Genomic DNA, 17,367 nt, shown 5'->3' with positions numbered 1-17,367 from the left:
AGTTGGTCTTATTACAATGTTTAAAATGGGGTCGAATATTGTATTATGAGAATTCTGAGGGTTTTATAGATGTTTTTTTATAGATTTTATTGGTGAGAATCACAGTTAAAAATATAGATAGATTTATATTATGAATTGAAGTGAAAATATAAAAATAAAATACTAAAGTCTATTATTTAATTATTTTAGAGATTGATCTTAAAAATGAAATTTAATTTATATTCAATAAAAAATCGCCAAATCAGAATGAGCAAATTATTTGCTGTCTGATTTGGCGATTTAAGCTTTATTTTAGCTGGGGGATTTAGATAAAAAACTTAATTTGTGATGGGAGCTGATCGTGGTGTAAGAATGAAATGGGCGATTACACCAATACAAATACCCCAAAAAACTGAGCTTAATCCAAGAAAATGCATGCCTGATGCCGTGGCTAAAAAGGTAATAAGTGCGGCATCACGTTGATTGTCATTTTTCATGGCAACAGAAATATTGGTGGCAATTGCTCCAAGCAAGGCTAAACCTGCTAGTGCTGCAACCAACTCTTTAGGAAGGAGGCTAAAGAGCATGACAATACTGCCAGCAAATAAGCCTCCTAAAATATAAAAAATTCCGTTGGCGATTCCTGCGATATAGCGTTTTTCTTTGAGTTCATGTGCATCTTTGCCCATACATAAAGCTGCGGTAATTGAGGCAAGCACAATTGTAATACCGCCGACACAGGCAACGGCTAAAGAGGCAATACTAGTGACAGTAATAATCGGTTTGGCTGGCGTGTCGTAACCGCTGAGTTTCATAATCGCCATACCCGGTAAAAATTGGCCGGTTAGGCTGACTAGAATGAGAGGAACAGCGAGGTTGAGCGTTGAGTTCCATGTCCATTCTGGGCTAATCCACTGCGGGATCGCTAAACTAAAACTCACATCAACCGGATTCATCTTGCCTAAAATGAGGCTTAATAAAACTCCGGCAGCTAATACCCAAATCATGGTGTAGCGCGGCATTAAACGTTTGGCAATTAAAAAAACAATGAGCATGCTAAAGACAATAAAAGGCATGCTATCAGATGCAGTAAATAGGCCAATACCGAATTGAAAAAGAATACCTGCCATCATGCCGGCAGCGACATCTTGCGGAATCCATTTAAGTAACTTATCGAAGTAACCAGTAACGCCAATTAAAAAAATAACGATGGCAGAAGTAATATAGGCAGCTACTGCTTCATTCAGTGAGACGTTTGGAAACAGGGTAACCAATAGGGCAGTACCTGGTGCAGACCACGCAGTTATGACAGGCGTTTTATATTTAATTGAAAGATAAATCCCTGAAACGGCGGCACCAATTGAAATTCCCCAAATCCATGACACCATCATATCGGTAGAGACATGGGCACGTTGAGCAGCTTGGAAAAAAATAATCAGTGGGCCTGAGTAAGAAATTAAAACCGCAAGAAAGCCAGCAACAGTGGCTGATATGGACCAGTCATTTTTTAATGTCTTGAACAGGGTTGCCATTGTTTGATTGCCTCCATGCAAATCATATTATTTACCCAATCATGTAAAAAGATCAGGGTTAACCCTGATCTCCACCTCCGACCGAAATAACTGAGCCAGTCATATAGGATGCGTCATCTGATGCAAGAAATAAAATTGCATTCACTTGTTCTTGAATTGTGCCATAACGGCCCATAAATGTTCGATCTATGGTTTGATCAACCACTTGCTGCATCCAGTCTTTTTCATTTTGACTTAATGGGTTGGTGTTACGTGGCACTTTACGAGGTGGTGCTTCAGTTCCACCAGTCGCAACGGCATTGACTCGGATCCGATCTTTAGCATGTTCAAAAGCGAGTGATGCTGTTAGAGCATTTACACCGCCTTTAGATGCAGAGTAGGGAATACGGTTAATACCACGGGTTGCAATTGAAGATACATTTACAATAACACCCGATTGTTGCTTAATCATAGCGGGCAACACAGCGCGGCAACACCATAACGTTGGAAATAACGAGCGATTCACTTCCTTAATGATCTCTTCTTCAGAAAACTCTTCAAAAGGTTTCATCCAGATCGCGCCGCCTACGTTATTAATCAGGATATCTACCCGACCATAATGTTCAATGGCTTTTGCAACAACTGCTTGCGCGCCTGCATAGGTTTCAAGGTCAGCGTTAATCGTGACAGCATCACCGCCTGCACTCTGAATTTCTTTGAGAACGTCTTCAACATATTCAGAGCGGTCAGCCATGATGACTTGGCCGCCTTCAGCCGCGACTTGTAGTGCCACGCCACGGCCAATACCTTGGGCACTACCTGTAACAATCACGACTTTATTAGTAAATCTTTGACGGTTTGACATAGATCACTTCTCCACCTTGAGTTAGTTTGCAGAGAATTTTTCAAACAAGAAATTAGCAGGTTTGATATTTTCAGTTTCTAACCAGCCACGTACCGCTTCTACCATTGGTACTGGACCACATAGATAAACATCGACATCACCTCCGTTTAACCATTCACTTTCAATATGACCCGTTACATAGCCTTTGCGCTCATGCTGACTTTCAGGACTTGCAACCACAGTTCGGTATTCGAACCACGGGAATTTCGCCTGCAATTCATTGAGTTTTTCTAGAGCAACCAAATCAAAGTCATTAGTGACACCAAAGACTAAACGAACAGGCTGTTCTGAACCTTTTTCTTCAAGCACTTGTAACATCGACATAAATGGGGCAATGCCTGTACCGCCTGCCAACATCAGTACTGGGCGAGCTACATTACGTAAATAGAAGCTACCGAATGGACCGGTAAACGTCATTTTGTCGCCAGCTTTGGCATTTTTACTTAAGAATTCACTCATCTTGCCATTTGGTACATTACGTACCACAAAGCCCGTTAAGCGATTGCCCGGTTTTGAGCTAAATGAATATGAACGTGTTTCGCCAGTTTCAGGAATTGCAACATTTACATACTGGCCTGCAAGGAAATGAATATCCGGTTGACCTTCATCAAGTTGAATATCAAATGTAATGGTTGAATCTGATAAATTTTCAACGCGGGCTAATGTGCCTTGGAAGCTATGAATTTCTGTTTTGCAAACATCTGACGACGCTTGAATTTGGAATACCGCATCTGAAGTTGGTCGACATTGGCAAGCAAGAATATAGCCTTGCTCAGCTTCTTCAGGGGTTAATGCATCTTCAATATAGGTTTCTTCTGGCATGTCATAACTACCGGTCTCGCAAAATGCGCGGCAAGTTCCACATGCACCATCTCGGCAATCCAAAGGAATATTAATTTTTTGGCGATAGGCTGCGTCAGATAAGGTTTCGCCCTGAGCGACGTTAATGAAACGTGTAACACCATCTTCAAATTGAAGTGCAACATTGTGGTTTGACATGGCATGTATCCTACAAAATATTTGAAACTTTCACCCTCAGCCAACAATCCGTTTAGCTGAGGGGGTATGTTTTAAAGGTGATAGATATCAATTACTTGGTTGATGTAGTCATTTTTTAAAACGACATACTTGCTCAAGATTTTTGGTTGATCACCTGAAAAATCGATCACATAACGTGACATACCGAAATAGCTGTAATTTGTCTTGTAACGGAAACTCAAAGTATTCCAGTTAAAGCGAACAGTGACTTTGTCGCCATCACGCTCTACGACTTCAACGTTGGCAATATTGTGGCTTGTGCGTGTGTCCGGCATGGTTGCAGATGAGCGCTCGGTTTTAATACGGAACACTCGATCTTCTAAACCTTGACGGTCCGGATAATAAATAAGTGAAATTTCAGATTGCGGATCTTCAGTTAATCTGTCGTCATCATCCCAAGCTGGCATCCAGAAAGATGCTTCCGGTGCATAGCATTCAAGCCAGTCATCCCATTGTTCATCATCTAAAAAACGAGCTTCACGATAGAGAAACTGAGCAATATTTTCTAAAGTTGCTTTGTCTTGAGCACTCATGCTGTTTCTCCCTGATCAGCAATTTCTTTCTCTGATGCAATCGCATGTTTCATGGTCTGTAACCAATATTGATGTTGGGCAAGATAAAGACCTTCATCTTCAGTTTTGATACCACTTAACATGGGTTTTAAACCAATTTCGTTTGCTGCATCGTCTGGTCCATAAATCCAGTGTTTTGAACCGCGGCACATGTCATTCCACTCAAGTGCAATACCTGCGTAGCCTGCCTGACAAGCACGGAATTCTTCTAAATCGTCTGGTGTTGCCATGCCTGAGGCATTAAAGAAATCTTCATATTGACGGATACGACGTGCGCGTGCTTCTGGTGCTTCGCCTTTAGGCGCGATACAGTAAATGGTGACTTCGGTTCTATTGACTGAAAGTGGGCGAAGTACACGAATTTGTGAACCGAACTGATCCATCAAATAAACGTTTGGATAGAGACACAAGTTACGTGAACGCTCAATCATCCATTTCGACATCGCTTCACCGTATTTTTCGGTGTATTCATCTGCTTTCGGGAAGTTTGGACGATCTTCTGGGTTTGCCCATTGTGTCCACAGCAACATGTGGCCATTTTCAAAGCCATACGAGCCACCGCCTTGTTTACCCCAAGAACCTGCACTCATCGCGCGGATGTTATCGGCAGCTTGAGTTTCTTTACGGTGTTGAGTTGTTGCTGCATAGTTCCAGTGAACAGCAGAAACGTGGTAACCATCGGCACCATTTTCAGCGGTGAGTTTCCAGTTACCTTCGTAGGTATAGGTAGATGAACCACGTAAAACTTCAAGGCCATGTTCAGACTGATCAACAATCATGTCGATGATTTTGGTGGTTTCACCCAAGAACTCTTCAAGTGACGGAACGTCGGGATTTAAGCTACCGAATAAGAAGCCTTTGTAGCTCTCAAAACGAGCCACTTTTTTCAGGTCATGTGAGCCGTCTTGGTTAAAACAGTCAGAATAGCCTGCTTCACTTGGATCTTTAACCTTGAGCAATTTACCCGAGTTATTAAACGTCCAACCGTGAAAAGGGCAGGTATATGTTGCTTTGTTACCACGTTTGTATCGGCAAAGTTGTGCTCCGCGGTGTGAACACGCATTGATCATGGCATTGAGTTCGCCGTTACGGTTACGTGCAATAATGACCGGCTGACGACCAATGTGCGTGGTGTAGTAGTCATTATTGTTTGGAATTTGGCTTTCGTGTGCTAAATAAACCCAATTACCTTCGAAGATGTATTTCATTTCGAGGTCGAATAGAGCTTCGTCAGTAAACACTGAGCGATGAAGTTTAAATTCACCTGTATCGATGTTATCGACAAGTAATTCATCAATACGGTCAAGATGGCTAGTATTGATTACAGGAATACGTGGCATGTCCGTTCTCCGACTTTCCAAAAGTGTGGAAGTCACCAAGGCCTTAGCTACTCTTAAAGGTCTTGATATCCTAATATTGTCAATGAAGCGCCTGAGTGCGCTGGGTGTTTAACCGTGAATTGATGAAGATGAATCACGGGAAGGTTGGCAAGAAGGCTTTTTTCACCAAGCGATTCATCACTTCATCGGTTTGTTGCTTGTATATACCTTAAAAGAATGGTTAAACTGTGTCTAAGACTGAATTTGCATTTTTTTATATCTTAAAGGTATGGAAACCTGATGGAACTAAGACATTTACGGTATTTTGTGGCTGTTGTTGAAGAACAGAGCTTTACAAAGGCGGCCGAAAAACTATTTATTGCTCAACCACCTTTGAGTCGACAGATTCAAAATCTGGAAAGTGAGCTTGGAATTCAACTGTTTGAGCGAGGAAGCCGTCCTTTACAGACAACCCCAGCCGGACATTTCTTTTATCAGCATGCTGTTAAACTTTTGTCGAATGCTGAAGAAATAAAAAGTATGACCAAGCGTATTGGTCTCATTGAAAGAAGTATGACCATTGGTTTTGTTGGGTCTTTGCTCTACGGTTTACTGCCACGAATTATTTATTTATTTCGCCAGCAGCAACCTCATCTGAACATTCAACTCATGGAGTTAAGCACAACTGAACAGTTACAGGCATTAAAAGAAGGGCGTATTGATGTCGGGTTTGGTCGTTTAAGAATTAGTGACCCTGCTGTGAGACGTATTCTTTTACGTAAAGAGCGTTTGGTAGTTGCCGCGCATACGAGTCATCCCATAGCTCAGCGTACGGAAGGGGTATATCTAGCTGACTTGATTGATGAAAAGATGTTTATGTATCCCACATCGCCTAAACCTAATTTTTCCACTCAGCTTTTAAACATCTTTGCCGAGCATAGTTTGGTTCCGAAAAATTTGCATGAAATACGCGAAATTCAATTGGCTCTGGGCCTAGTCGCAGCGGGAGAAGGGATATGTATTATTCCAGCAAGTGCCGACACCATCCGTTTTCCTCATTTAAACTACATTCCGATTTTAGATAACGGTGCAGTCAGCCCGATTTTCATTACTGCACGCGCAATGGACCGAAGTGAAGACTTACAGCTTTTATTTGACTGTATTTATCAGGTTTATGATTTAGAAGGTATTCCATATAAACGCACCGTTTTTACGCTCGATCAGAACCCGATAGATGATTCAAACGGTATTGATTTTTAAATAAAGTGAATGCATAGCCTCAAAGATTGAAGCTATGCATTGATGTGTTTTAGAAAGCCCAAATCAGTTTTAGCCAGCTAGTGTGGCCTTCGGGACGATATTCGACTTCGGTTTCTTTTAAAAATTTGGCTTCAATAGACCAGTTTTTATCGGCATATTGAATGCCTGGACCAATTGCAAAAGCCTGTCCTTTAAACCCAATGTCACTTCCGTTTACTTTGTCATCTGTAGTTTGTTTAAAAGCGTAGCCTTCAACTGCAACTTTGAGTTTGGGATTAATGCGGTAACCTAAGCTATAGTCGCCCGCAATGTATTGTCCCGACTTATAGTCGGTCGCGTCGTTACGCGTATTCCAGCTATAAGAAAATTTAGTTGAAAGATCTAAACCTGCCGCATTGGCATAACTATAGGCAAGAATAGGTCGAATGGTGTGATAGTTTTTCCCGAGATTAGCTTCAACTGGATGTGTCTCACTTGGAGTGTCGTATTCACCTGTCCCCAGTACGGTTTCTAGAGCTGCAATCCAGTGATGATTTCCTTGATGCCAGCCGAGCATACCACCCAAAATCAAGTCTCCGAGACCTTGGTTTGAGTCGGCCATTCCATTTACTTTAAGGCGTAGATCAACCAATGGCTGGGCTGCATAAAACCCGAGTTGTCCATCCATTATTTTTTGATCGGTCATCCAGACCAAACGAGGAACCACGGCGTTGACATCAACATGGAACTGATCGGGACCATTTTGAAACTCTGATGCATGATAATTTTGATAATAACTAAGTAAGTAGACACCAGCAGGTGGTAGGGCACCGGCCATCATACCTTCAGCACCTAAGGCAAAAGAGTCGGAACCATTTTCTGTCGCAAATGCAGAAGGAAGGTAAAGGGTGCTGATTACACCACATATGATTGCAGCAATTTTGTTATTCATAGAATGTCCTATTCTGTGTTGTTTGGCTTGTCACTAAAAAAACGTTATTCCTTAACGGTCTTTAAAAGTCTGAGTCTGTTTAACCTGTAAATTTGGAATGCAGAACTCCTGTGAGCTTTGTATTTGCTTTCTAAATTACAAATACAAAGCCCATGTTTATAAATCGGGTTATTTAAGGGTTTTCTCTATATGTGTTTAAACAAAGCCGAACGCGCCTGTCCAGCAGCACCATCGGCTGCACTTATGAAACGTTCAGTATGAATATCGCGTTCGAATAGACGGCTCTGCATGAGCGTTGAAATTGCCGAGTCGATCATGATCGGTGGGCCGCACAAATACGCTTTGTGTCCGCCACATCGATTTTCAAAGTAATTAGCGACAGCCTCGTGCACGAATCCGGTAAATCCAGTCCATTGGTCTTCTGCTTTTGGCGCATTAAGAGCAGGGATATAACGGAAGTTCGGATAGTCCTTCATGAGTTGTTCAAACAATTCTCGGTTATATAGCTCTGCCAAGTCTCGCGCTCCTTGGAATAGGTAAATCGTGCGACTATCTCCAGACTCAAGCAAATCTAAAATCATCGATTGTGGACTTGAAAGACCTGAGCCACCTGCAATGAAAATAGCATTTTGATCATCTGACTTGCGTACAAAAAATTGACCGTAAGGGCCTGAAATATCAAGCTGATCACCCGTGGCAAGCTGTTCATGTACATAAGTCGTCGCTGCACCGCCTTCAACTTTACGAATATGCAGCTCAACAATGCCCACTTCACTTGGAGAATTGGCAATTGAAAATGCACGTGTTCCTTCAATATCTGGGAACTGGACATTGATATATTGACCCGCTTGGAACTCGATTGGACGATTTAGCTGTAGACGAATACCCTTAATGGTCGGCGACAGGTCTTTTATTTCAATTACGGTCGCTTGATAGTCTTGAACCAAATGACCTAAGAAATCTGGGTCTTCATCGACATCGGCTTCAATAACCATGTCGGACTGTGGTTTGCAGCAACAAGCAAGCACCTTGTTTTCATCGCGTTCAATATCCATGAGTGCAAATGGCGAGGCTTCACCAAAATCGTAAAAACCGTCGGTGACTTGAACCTTGCATGTCCCGCAAGTGCCATGACCACAGGCAAAGGGTAACCAAACGCCTTGGCGTAAAGCGGCATCTAAAATGGTTTGGTCTTCTTCTACTTCAATCGTTGTTCCGATCGGTTCAATGGTGACTTGATAACTCATGACACACCTCCGAATTAAACGTAACTGTCGTTATAGCCATTTAATTCTGGCGTAACGAAACGAAGTAATGACTTATGACCAAAACCCAGCTCTGCCAAAGTTTTTGTACTCTCTGGAGTGATTGTTTGATCATCTAAGATGTACTGCACTTTTGACCAATCAATTTTGGCAAAATCTGGATGTTGGGCAAAACCACCTGTAATTTGTTGCTCAATCAACTGCCCAAAAGTTTGTTGAGGCGAGACAAGCATGGCATGTGCCGAGCAAAAAAGGGTGTGATGATCCCAACCCACGTAAAGTAGGAATTGATCGCCATAGTTTTTTTGCAGATCAAGCGGTTCAAATTGATAGTTGTTGTGTATCGCGCGAACAGTCATGTTCAATCTCCTTATTTCCTATCAGGCAGCTTGATGACTGCCTGAACAATTCCTTGTGCTTAAGCTGCGTTGCCTTTCCATTTTTTCCAGCGCTGTTGATCTGGTGAACCTTCAATATCCAGATTGTCGGCACCCACATTCATGCGGTAATAATCGCGGAGCATGGTTTCAAGGTCACCGCCACCACAATTGCCTTGTAAAATTTGATTTACAGGTAGCCATGCTTGTATATATTTCTCAGGCTCGCGTTCGAAAATGTCATGACAACCATCTGAACAGGTGTGGTAGCGTTCGCTTTGGTAGATGCTATGGCGATAACTAAACTGAGTCGGATCATCGCCCATTTCGGTAAAGGTCATTGGTATCTGACAAACCTGACAAAGCTGTGGTAAACCTGCGCTGTAGAAGCGTTTACCTTCGGCTTCCATTTTGCGAGCCAGCTCCCATTTTGGACGGTAGTATTTATCAAAAGTGTCTGGATATTTAGCAGATAACCAATCCATTTCTTCATCGGTTGGAATCCATGTATGGAAACCGGCCGCATGACCAAAGTTGTAGAAAATCCACCATGCCTGATGTGAGACATGCTCTTTTTCTTTCACAATGACATCACTATATTTCGGCATACGAATGCCATAACGGCTTAAATCTTTAAATAGCGCACCGCCTGCTTGTTCAAAATAAACTTCCCAAGCTTCTTTCCAAGACATCACTTTGTTTGGCAGCATGTAGTCCATCATCATGCCTACAATTGAAAGCAAACGCGTCCCACGCCAGAACCATTTATCAATCCATTCCTGCACAATAGGTACATTGTCTTCATGTTGTTCGAGCAAGAATTTTACGATTTCCAGACCAAGCGTCATGTGGCGTGCTTCATCTGACTGTGCACTAAAACCAAAGGTTACGGTTGCCATATCGCCGTTATAAGCTGCACCCGACATAAACGGAACAAACAGCAAGTTGGTAAGTACATATTCAAAAGCAAAACTAATCGCTAATAAAAACTCGAAAGGGCCAGCCGAACGGGCATCTTCAAAAAATGATTTAGGCACAGACAAATACCAAACACGGTCATGCATATGCGCCCAGTCCTGAAAACCATCAAAGAATTTGTTGTAATGGCTCATGGCATGAATTTGGGTCTGTACATGACGCAGCTCATCAATCGACTGCATCTGAGAAGCAATACGTGCTCCAATTCCACTAAACTGGCGGCCTACATGGGCATAACCTTGATAAGCCTGATATTCAAGGGGGGTCACCGCCGTTAAAAAGAGTTTGATGGCATTTAAGTAGCGTTCATTGCTGACATTCATCTGGCCATTGTTTTGAGCAAAGGCATCAAAAATCGCATAAAGTTTTTTCTCTTTTTCTGCCTGATATTTCCAGTAAGCATCCATAGTTAAACGGAATGGATCTTCCCATTTAGACCAGTCCGTAATTTTGATGCCTTCAAACTCTTCATAAGGGAAGGCCTCTTTACGGTCCGCATAAGAAAAGTCCCAGTCCAGATCACGAGTTAATGCACGGTAACGATCTTTCGCATTTAATTTTTTGCTTGTTTCTTTGGTTTGAGTTGTCATGATTGATCATCCTTAAATCTTTGTTAAACAACGTCTATGTTGTGATTAATTCCAATGAAGGCGGAAGGTGTCGTCATCTTCTTCGACATTGCCGCCTAGCGTAATCATGTTGAGTTGTAATGATTGGATGTCCCAATCTTGGCCTAGTTTTTCAGATACGGTTTCGGCTTTAATGACCAAATCAGTTTCACTTTCAATGCGAATCATAGCGGGTAAATATTGAATTGAAGCTTCAGGGTTATCTTCTTCAATCGCCTCAATGATGTAGCGTGAAGTATCGTTGTCTTGTAACGCGAGATAGACTTTAGACATGTTGCTTCTCCTTAAGCATTTGCAAGTTCTGGTTGTAGGCCGAGTTTTTTTGCGCGATCAATCACAACTTGTTCTGCTTGATCGACAGCATCTGTTGTTAAGGCAGTTGCTGCCCAAGATGCAAAGGCCGCTTTTACTTGAGCTAAAGATTGGATGAACCATTCATTTAATAGCTGTTTGTTGTGATCGGACTCTGCTGCGGCAGTTTTAATGACGGTGTCTGACCACTTACGTAAATCACCTAAAGTGTCTTTCATAAACTCAGTCAGCATGGCTAAGTCGCGAGCATTTTGAGTGACTAACCACTGATCAAACTGTTGATAAACAAGCTCTGTCACAAAGCCGTCAATCACAAGATTTTGTAATAAGAAAAGCTTGAAGTAGTCTTGCTCGGTGAGGCTTTCTTCACATAAACGGCGCAAGCCTTGCCATGCAGGATTTTGCATCCAAGCCTGTTTTGCCTGCTGTAGTGAGTCGCCGCTATTACCATCTAAAGCTAAGCCAATACGTGAGATGTATTGCGCTATGCCTAAATGATCCATCGCGGCATAAATACAAGCTTGGGTAAGCACCGTGCCATAACCATAGGCACTGCCAGACATCATGTGTAAGTTTGCAGTTTGTTCAACATGGCGAAATGGCAATAGACACTCAATAACCTTAGCTTTAACTTCATCAGACAAATGTTCTGCAAGCTGACGTTTTTCAAAAAAAGCAAAATTACTTTCGGCTGTGTCCTGCAAACGTGCACGGTGTTGAACATAAGTTCCATAATAGAATTGACGCGGATCTTTAAATGCATACCAATCTTGCATTTGCAGGGCGGTATGGGTTTTGTCATTTAAAGTCTTTTCAGGTTTCCACAAAGGACGATAGTGGAAGTTAGTTTCTGCCTGTACATCGAAACTTACTTCTTGATATCGAGTTGCTGGCTTACTACCAAATCGTCTTTCGATATAGGCGTAGTTCTGGCGAATAGGTTCGACATTTGACGTTTTGATTTCTAAAGTCATGGCTTTATCTCCTTATATTTTTACATCTGATCATCGTGATCATTGCTATTACGTTGCGTGCCGACTAAGGTTGCTTCAGTGCCATAGCGCCATTTTTCTTCCTGAGCATCATTAAAAGCTTGTTGCTCTTGGGTCATTTCAACCACTTGATTGGTCTTACAAAAATCATTAAATGCATGTTTAGGCAAAACCAGTTCCACAAATAGACTTGGGTCATGAATGGCAAAATCGAATTCGATAAACTCTGCGTTTAAGTCGCCAGTGACCCGAATATATTTGGTTAATGCTTCGACTTGAGGTTGCGTCATGCTTTACTCCATCAAGACATGGTCTTGAAATTGATGAATGCTCCTTGCTCTCGCTATAAGCTTTACAAAAGCTATGCCAACTTTATTTTTATTATAAAAAACAGTTTGTTATGATTTTTGTAAAAAGTGAGGCATTTTTAAAATTCACCATTTCATGAATTTTTTTGAATGGTGAAATAGAGATATTCATGATTTGATGAAGAGGGTCGTAAAAATTTCTTTTTAGAATGTTTAAGGCTTTAAATGGAGAGATGTAGAGATACTTTTTTAGTATGAAGTTATGTCTTTAAGGTACTAGGACATTTATCTGGTTCTTCGATAAGATGAGATAAAACCCAAATGTGTTTAATGGATTAAAACAGATCACTCATGGCTCGAGTAAAATACGATAAAACGGGACGATACGCAGATCATCCGCAAGAAATTCACGATTTGCTGTCTAAACTGCACTTTGATACTGCCCACGGCCAAATCTGGTTTGATGAATATCGGATGCTGCTTTTACACACCAGCATTATGGGATATTTGCGTAAAGATTTAGCCAATATGATCGGGCTTGAGCGGACTAAGCGTTTCTTTATTCGTTTAGGGTATCAAGCTGGGTTAAAGGATGCAGAAGTTACAACAAAAATGCGTCCCGATTTAAATGAACACGATGCTTTTATGGCGGGTCCACAAATGCATGCGATTCGCGGAATGGTTCAAGTACAGGCCAACCAACTCAATTTAAGCCACGATAAAAAACAGTTTTATGCCGATTTAAATTGGCTTAACTCTTTTGAAGCCGATGTGCATTTAGAGCATTTTGGCCCAAGTGATGAACCTGCGTGTTGGATGCTTTTGGGGTATGCATGTGGATATAGTAGTTTTGCGACGGGCATGACCATTATTTATCAAGAAATAGAGTGTAAGGCTTGTGGCGATGAACATTGCCGTATTATCGGTAAACCTTTGGAAGAATGGGAAAATGCAGATGAGCTGATTCAGTTCATGTCTCCCGAACCCATGGAAAAAGAACTGATTGCGTTGCAAGCTGAACTTTTTGAGCTTAAAAAATCAATTTATAGCGACAGTGAAGCCGATTACCAATTATTTAGTTCTGTGGGTAAGTCAGCGTCTTATAAACAGGTCTGTGCATTACTTACAAAAGCAGCAGGTTCGAAAGTTTCCATTTTGCTACAAGGCGAAACAGGTGTTGGTAAAGAAGCTTTTGCACGAGGGGTTCATGAAAATAGTCAAAGAAAAGAGCAACCTTTTATTGCGGTAAACTGTGCGGCTATTCCACCAGAGTTAATTGAGTCTGAGTTATTTGGTGTAGAAAAAGGTGCCTATACAGGAGCTCATCAATCCCGCTTGGGTAAGTTTGAACGAGCCAATGGCGGTACTATTTTTTTAGATGAAGTGATTGAGCTTTCACCTCGTGCACAAGCAGCACTATTACGCATTTTGCAAGAAGGTGAATTTGAGCGAGTAGGAGACTCACAAACTCGTATTTTAGATGTTCGTGTAATTACAGCAACCAATGAAGATCTTGAGCAGGCTGTGAAAACAGGCCGCTTTCGGGCAGATTTGTATTATCGTTTAAATATTTTTCCAGTGCAGATTCCGCCTTTGCGGGAGCGGCGTGAAGACATTCCTTTACTGGTTGAACACTTTCTTCATCGTTTTGAAAAAATGTACGGTAAAACCATTCAGGGTGTAAGTGAAAAGACCAAAGTTTTTATGCAGCAATATGAATGGCCGGGAAATATTCGTGAGTTGGAAAACTTATTAGAAAGGGCGGTTTTATTAACGGATGATCAGCAACTGATTAAGTTAAATGCCATTTTTCCACAGATCAAGCATGATCCAGAGCAGGCTGTAGCGGTTGAAACTGATTTTGAGCAATTGTTACAGGCAGAGTTTAATTTAGAAGAACACGAGAGGCGGTTAATTTTAACAGCCCTAAAAAAAGCCAATCATAATGTGTCTGAAGCAGCACGTTTATTGGGGCTAACTCGAGCAGCACTGGATTATCGAATTAAAAAATTTCAGATTTGAGTCAATATCAACAAGATCAAAAATAAAGGCCTAACTTTAAACGTTAGGCCTTATTCATTATTGCACTTGAGCTGGGAAACCATCTTCTTCAAGTGCTTCAGTAATTTTATCGACGCTTTCACTGCTTTCAACAGTCACGATTTTTGTTGCTAAGTCTACATCTACTTTTGCATTTGGATCGACATCTTGAATCGTCGCAGTCACACCACGAGCGCAGCCGCCACAAGTCATATTTTCAATAAGTAATTTCATATTCATACTCCATCAAGAACGAGATATTTGTTTGGATAACACTGAGTCTAAACCTTGTCATGATTGTAAGGTCAAGACCAATTTTTTAAAAAAATATGCTTGACCTTCCCATGATGGGAATCTGTATGCTCGATACAGAATATTAAATTTTGCAGATTTGCAGAGGTGTTTGATGGACTCAAAAAACACAAAATTGCCAGCATATAGTGAAACATTTCCAATTGAAGGCATGACGTGTGCCTCGTGTGTAGGTCGTGTCGAAAAAGCACTTAAGAAAGTTGAAAATGTAGAGATTGCCAATGTTAATTTGGCAACAGAAAAAGCCGTTGTTTATTCAAATCAACCAATTCAACGCGTAGCACTGGTTAAAGCAGTTGAACGAGCAGGTTATGATGTTCCAAAAGCTGCGCCAGTGGAGTTGTCTATTGAGGGCATGACCTGTGCATCTTGTGTTGCACGTGTTGAAAAAGCGCTTAAAAAAGTAGACGGCGTTCAAGAGGCAACCGTCAACTTAGCAACAGAACAGGCTTGGGTACAAGCAGATGCATCAGTCAATGTTGAAGATCTTATTCGCGCCGTTAAAAAAGCAGGTTACGACGCGAAAGCATCTGAAAAAAAACAAGATGAGCAACTCGATAAAAAAGTGTCAGAGTTAGATCAGCTTAAAAAAGATTTGATCATTTCGGTTGTATTGGCTTTACCTGTGTTTATTCTGGAAATGGGTTCACATCTCATTCCAGCTTTTCACATGTGGGTCATGCACACCATTGGTCAATACAATAGCTGGCTTTTACAGTTTGTTTTAACCACCTTAGTTCTCGTTTTTCCTGGTCGCCGTTTTTATCAAAAAGGGATTCCAGCCTTATGGCGTTTAGCACCCGATATGAACTCGCTGGTTGCTGTTGGAACCTTGGCCGCCTACAGTTTTTCAGTCGTAGCAACCTTTATGCCGCATGTGTTACCACAAGGTACGGTCAATGTTTACTTTGAAGCGGCTGCCGTTATTGTCAGTTTAATTTTGCTTGGACGATATTTTGAAGCGAAAGCTAAAGGACGAACCTCGCAAGCTATTCAACATTTAGTTGGAATGCAGCCTAAAACTGCCCGCATCCAGCGTGATGGTCAAGTAGTGGAAGTTGCTGTTGCTGAAGTGGTCAGTGGAACTATTGTAGAAATCCGTCCGGGTGAGCGTGTACCAGTCGATGGTCAAGTAGTAGAAGGACACAGCTACATTGATGAATCTATTATTACGGGTGAGCCCGTTCCTGTTGAAAAAATAATAGGACAGCAGGTGGTGGGCGGTACAGTCAATCAAAACGGTACTCTAAACATTCGGGCAACCGCCGTTGGTTCTTCATCTGTACTTTCACAAATTATTCGCATGGTTGAACAAGCCCAAGGTTCTAAACTTCCGATTCAGGGCTTGGTCGATAAAGTCACCATGTGGTTTGTACCGGCTGTCATGCTCATTGCTGCAATCACTTTCTTGGTTTGGTTTATTTGGGGGCCAGAGCCTGCGCTCACTTTTGGTTTAGTGAATGCCGTTGCGGTACTGATTATTGCGTGTCCTTGTGCGATGGGACTTGCAACACCAACTTCTATTATGGTCGGTACGGGACGTGGTGCTGAGTTAGGTGTCTTGTTCCGTAAAGGTGAAGCTTTGCAGCTTTTACAAGAAGCGCAGGTGGTTGCGGTTGATAAAACGGGGACACTTACCGAGGGTAAACCGACACTGACAGACTTTAATGTGCAATCAGGTTTTGAACGTAAACAAGTGCTGACTTTAGTTGCCTCTGTCGAAGCCAAGTCTGAACATCCAATCGCCCTCGCAATTGTTCAAGCAGCAGAAAGCGAAGGCCTAAACTTATTACCCGTAACAGCATTTAACTCGATTACAGGTTCAGGTATTGAGGCGGAAGTTTCAGGTCAAAAAGTACAAATTGGCGCAGACCGTTATATGCATCAACTTGGTTTAAACACCAGTTCATTCCAAGCGATTGCGGCTCAGTTAGGTGAAGAGGGCAAAACACCGCTTTATGTTGCCATTGACCAGCAACTTGCAGCAATTATTGCCGTGGCAGACCCAATTAAAGAAACAACCTATGCTGCGATTGATGCCTTGCATCAGCTTGGGTTAAAGGTTGCCATGATTACTGGAGACAACCGTCATACGGCACAAGCGATTGCCAAAAAGCTAAAAATTGATGAAGTTGTGGCAGAGGTTTTACCTGAAGGCAAAGTCGATACAGTCCGCCAACTGCAAAAACAATATGGTCGTTTGGCCTTTGTAGGTGACGGTATTAACGATGCTCCAGCCTTGGCTCAAGCAGATGTTGGCTTGGCGATTGGTACAGGAACAGATGTTGCCATTGAAGCAGCCGATGTTGTATTGATGTCAGGCAGTTTAAAAGGTGTACCAAACGCAATTGCGCTAAGTAAAGCCACTATGCGAAACATACGTCAAAACCTGTTCTGGGCATTTGTATATAACGTTGCTCTGATTCCAATAGCAGCAGGAGCGCTATATCCAGCATTTGGTGTATTACTTTCACCTATGTTTGCAGCAGGCGCGATGGCACTCTCTTCGGTTTTTGTTTTAGGCAATGCGTTACGCTTAAAACATTTTCATGCGCCGGTATAGTAAGGGTGCTGAAAATCAACTTTTGGTTTAAGATCATGACAGCAGGTCTTAAACCAAATTTAATATTTGAGGTGTGA

At 41.9% G+C, this 17,367-nt stretch carries 15 protein-coding genes and 2 pseudogenes; 4 read left to right on the top strand and 13 right to left on the bottom strand.

What is annotated here, in order from left to right; all coding sequences use genetic code 11:
* Positions 1-317: 317 nt before the first annotated feature.
* The 5 genes and pseudogenes from benE to benA form a co-directional block, all read right to left on the bottom strand.
* On the bottom strand, positions 318-1,511 hold the full coding sequence (gene benE / locus POD11_RS01410) for a benzoate/H(+) symporter BenE (protein ID WP_262456054.1): 1,194 nt from the start codon (positions 1,509-1,511) through the stop codon (positions 318-320).
* A 58-nt stretch (positions 1,512-1,569) separates the two neighbouring features.
* Complete coding sequence (locus POD11_RS01405; RefSeq protein WP_262456053.1) at positions 1,570-2,355, bottom strand: 1,6-dihydroxycyclohexa-2,4-diene-1-carboxylate dehydrogenase; 786 nt, start codon at positions 2,353-2,355, stop codon at positions 1,570-1,572.
* 21 nt (positions 2,356-2,376) lie between these two features.
* Complete coding sequence (benC, locus tag POD11_RS01400) at positions 2,377-3,393, bottom strand: benzoate 1,2-dioxygenase electron transfer component BenC (RefSeq protein ID WP_262456052.1); 1,017 nt, start codon at positions 3,391-3,393, stop codon at positions 2,377-2,379.
* 52 nt (positions 3,394-3,445) lie between these two features.
* A pseudogene (benB, locus tag POD11_RS01395) lies at positions 3,446-3,965 on the bottom strand (benzoate 1,2-dioxygenase small subunit).
* Positions 3,962-5,344 (bottom strand): benzoate 1,2-dioxygenase large subunit, encoded by a 1,383-nt coding sequence (gene benA / locus POD11_RS01390; protein WP_031947818.1) that lies wholly within the window; start codon positions 5,342-5,344, stop codon positions 3,962-3,964. The pseudogene benB and the gene benA overlap by 4 nt, the downstream one beginning before the upstream one ends.
* 104 nt (positions 5,345-5,448) lie before the next feature.
* Here benA and POD11_RS01385 point away from each other — a divergent pair.
* Positions 5,449-5,579 (top strand): annotated as a pseudogene (locus tag POD11_RS01385) (hypothetical protein).
* 44 nt (positions 5,580-5,623) lie between these two features.
* On the top strand, positions 5,624-6,583 hold the full coding sequence (locus POD11_RS01380) for a LysR family transcriptional regulator (protein WP_016141656.1): 960 nt from the start codon (positions 5,624-5,626) through the stop codon (positions 6,581-6,583).
* A 49-nt stretch (positions 6,584-6,632) separates the two neighbouring features.
* Here POD11_RS01380 and POD11_RS01375 read toward each other — a convergent pair whose 3' ends face one another.
* From POD11_RS01375 to POD11_RS01345, 7 genes are all read right to left on the bottom strand, one after another.
* Positions 6,633-7,514: a SphA family protein gene (locus POD11_RS01375; protein ID WP_239968062.1), complete on the bottom strand. Its 882-nt coding sequence runs from the start codon at positions 7,512-7,514 to the stop codon at positions 6,633-6,635.
* A 185-nt stretch (positions 7,515-7,699) separates the two neighbouring features.
* Positions 7,700-8,761, bottom strand: a complete 1,062-nt coding sequence (locus POD11_RS01370) for an NADH:ubiquinone reductase (Na(+)-transporting) subunit F (RefSeq protein WP_262456051.1) — start codon at positions 8,759-8,761, stop codon at positions 7,700-7,702.
* A gap of 14 nt (positions 8,762-8,775) precedes the next feature.
* A complete protein-coding gene (locus tag POD11_RS01365) occupies positions 8,776-9,138 on the bottom strand; it encodes a phenol hydroxylase subunit P4 (protein WP_239968066.1) in 363 nt (120 codons plus the stop codon).
* A gap of 59 nt (positions 9,139-9,197) precedes the next feature.
* A complete protein-coding gene (locus tag POD11_RS01360) occupies positions 9,198-10,724 on the bottom strand; it encodes an aromatic/alkene/methane monooxygenase hydroxylase/oxygenase subunit alpha (RefSeq protein ID WP_239968068.1) in 1,527 nt (508 codons plus the stop codon).
* A 45-nt stretch (positions 10,725-10,769) separates the two neighbouring features.
* On the bottom strand, positions 10,770-11,036 hold the full coding sequence (locus POD11_RS01355; protein WP_000049448.1) for an MmoB/DmpM family protein: 267 nt from the start codon (positions 11,034-11,036) through the stop codon (positions 10,770-10,772).
* A gap of 11 nt (positions 11,037-11,047) precedes the next feature.
* The gene (locus POD11_RS01350) at positions 11,048-12,049 is read right to left on the bottom strand and encodes an aromatic/alkene monooxygenase hydroxylase subunit beta (protein WP_262456050.1); all 1,002 of its coding nucleotides are present in this window, start codon (positions 12,047-12,049) and stop codon (positions 11,048-11,050) included.
* 20 nt (positions 12,050-12,069) lie between these two features.
* The gene (locus POD11_RS01345; protein WP_000193471.1) at positions 12,070-12,357 is read right to left on the bottom strand and encodes a phenol hydroxylase subunit; all 288 of its coding nucleotides are present in this window, start codon (positions 12,355-12,357) and stop codon (positions 12,070-12,072) included.
* 369 nt (positions 12,358-12,726) lie between these two features.
* Between POD11_RS01345 and mobR the strand changes: the two genes are divergently transcribed.
* Positions 12,727-14,397: a phenol degradation transcriptional regulator MobR gene (mobR, locus tag POD11_RS01335; protein WP_262456048.1), complete on the top strand. Its 1,671-nt coding sequence runs from the start codon at positions 12,727-12,729 to the stop codon at positions 14,395-14,397.
* A gap of 57 nt (positions 14,398-14,454) precedes the next feature.
* On the opposite strand, the gene POD11_RS01330 is transcribed toward mobR, so the two are convergent.
* On the bottom strand, positions 14,455-14,655 hold the full coding sequence (locus tag POD11_RS01330; protein WP_079748319.1) for a heavy-metal-associated domain-containing protein: 201 nt from the start codon (positions 14,653-14,655) through the stop codon (positions 14,455-14,457).
* Between the two features lie 166 nt (positions 14,656-14,821).
* On the opposite strand from POD11_RS01330, the gene POD11_RS01325 reads away from it, so the two are divergent.
* Positions 14,822-17,290 (top strand): heavy metal translocating P-type ATPase, encoded by a 2,469-nt coding sequence (locus POD11_RS01325; RefSeq protein WP_262456046.1) that lies wholly within the window; start codon positions 14,822-14,824, stop codon positions 17,288-17,290.
* Positions 17,291-17,367: the final 77 nt, after the last annotated feature.

This window comes from Acinetobacter sp. P1(2023), assembly GCF_028367635.1.
Lineage (GTDB): Bacteria > Pseudomonadota > Gammaproteobacteria > Pseudomonadales > Moraxellaceae > Acinetobacter > Acinetobacter pittii_E.
The sequence above is the reverse complement of the archived record's forward strand: the minus strand, read 5'-3'. Positions and strand labels throughout refer to the sequence as shown.

Coding starts and splice junctions, on each gene's coding strand:
- POD11_RS01380 (WP_016141656.1), top strand. CDS start 5,624: ATGGAACTAAGACATTTACGGTATTTTGTGGCTGTTGTTGAAGAACAG.
- benA (WP_031947818.1), bottom strand. CDS start 5,344: ATGCCACGTATTCCTGTAATCAATACTAGCCATCTTGACCGTATTGAT.
- POD11_RS01355 (WP_000049448.1), bottom strand. CDS start 11,036: ATGTCTAAAGTCTATCTCGCGTTACAAGACAACGATACTTCACGCTAC.
- POD11_RS01405 (WP_262456053.1), bottom strand. CDS start 2,355: ATGTCAAACCGTCAAAGATTTACTAATAAAGTCGTGATTGTTACAGGT.
- POD11_RS01360 (WP_239968068.1), bottom strand. CDS start 10,724: ATGACAACTCAAACCAAAGAAACAAGCAAAAAATTAAATGCGAAAGAT.
- POD11_RS01375 (WP_239968062.1), bottom strand. CDS start 7,514: ATGAATAACAAAATTGCTGCAATCATATGTGGTGTAATCAGCACCCTT.
- POD11_RS01345 (WP_000193471.1), bottom strand. CDS start 12,357: ATGACGCAACCTCAAGTCGAAGCATTAACCAAATATATTCGGGTCACT.
- POD11_RS01350 (WP_262456050.1), bottom strand. CDS start 12,049: ATGACTTTAGAAATCAAAACGTCAAATGTCGAACCTATTCGCCAGAAC.
- POD11_RS01370 (WP_262456051.1), bottom strand. CDS start 8,761: ATGAGTTATCAAGTCACCATTGAACCGATCGGAACAACGATTGAAGTA.
- benE (WP_262456054.1), bottom strand. CDS start 1,511: ATGGCAACCCTGTTCAAGACATTAAAAAATGACTGGTCCATATCAGCC.
- POD11_RS01325 (WP_262456046.1), top strand. CDS start 14,822: ATGGACTCAAAAAACACAAAATTGCCAGCATATAGTGAAACATTTCCA.
- benC (WP_262456052.1), bottom strand. CDS start 3,393: ATGTCAAACCACAATGTTGCACTTCAATTTGAAGATGGTGTTACACGT.
- mobR (WP_262456048.1), top strand. CDS start 12,727: ATGGCTCGAGTAAAATACGATAAAACGGGACGATACGCAGATCATCCG.
- POD11_RS01330 (WP_079748319.1), bottom strand. CDS start 14,655: ATGAATATGAAATTACTTATTGAAAATATGACTTGTGGCGGCTGCGCT.
- POD11_RS01365 (WP_239968066.1), bottom strand. CDS start 9,138: ATGACTGTTCGCGCGATACACAACAACTATCAATTTGAACCGCTTGAT.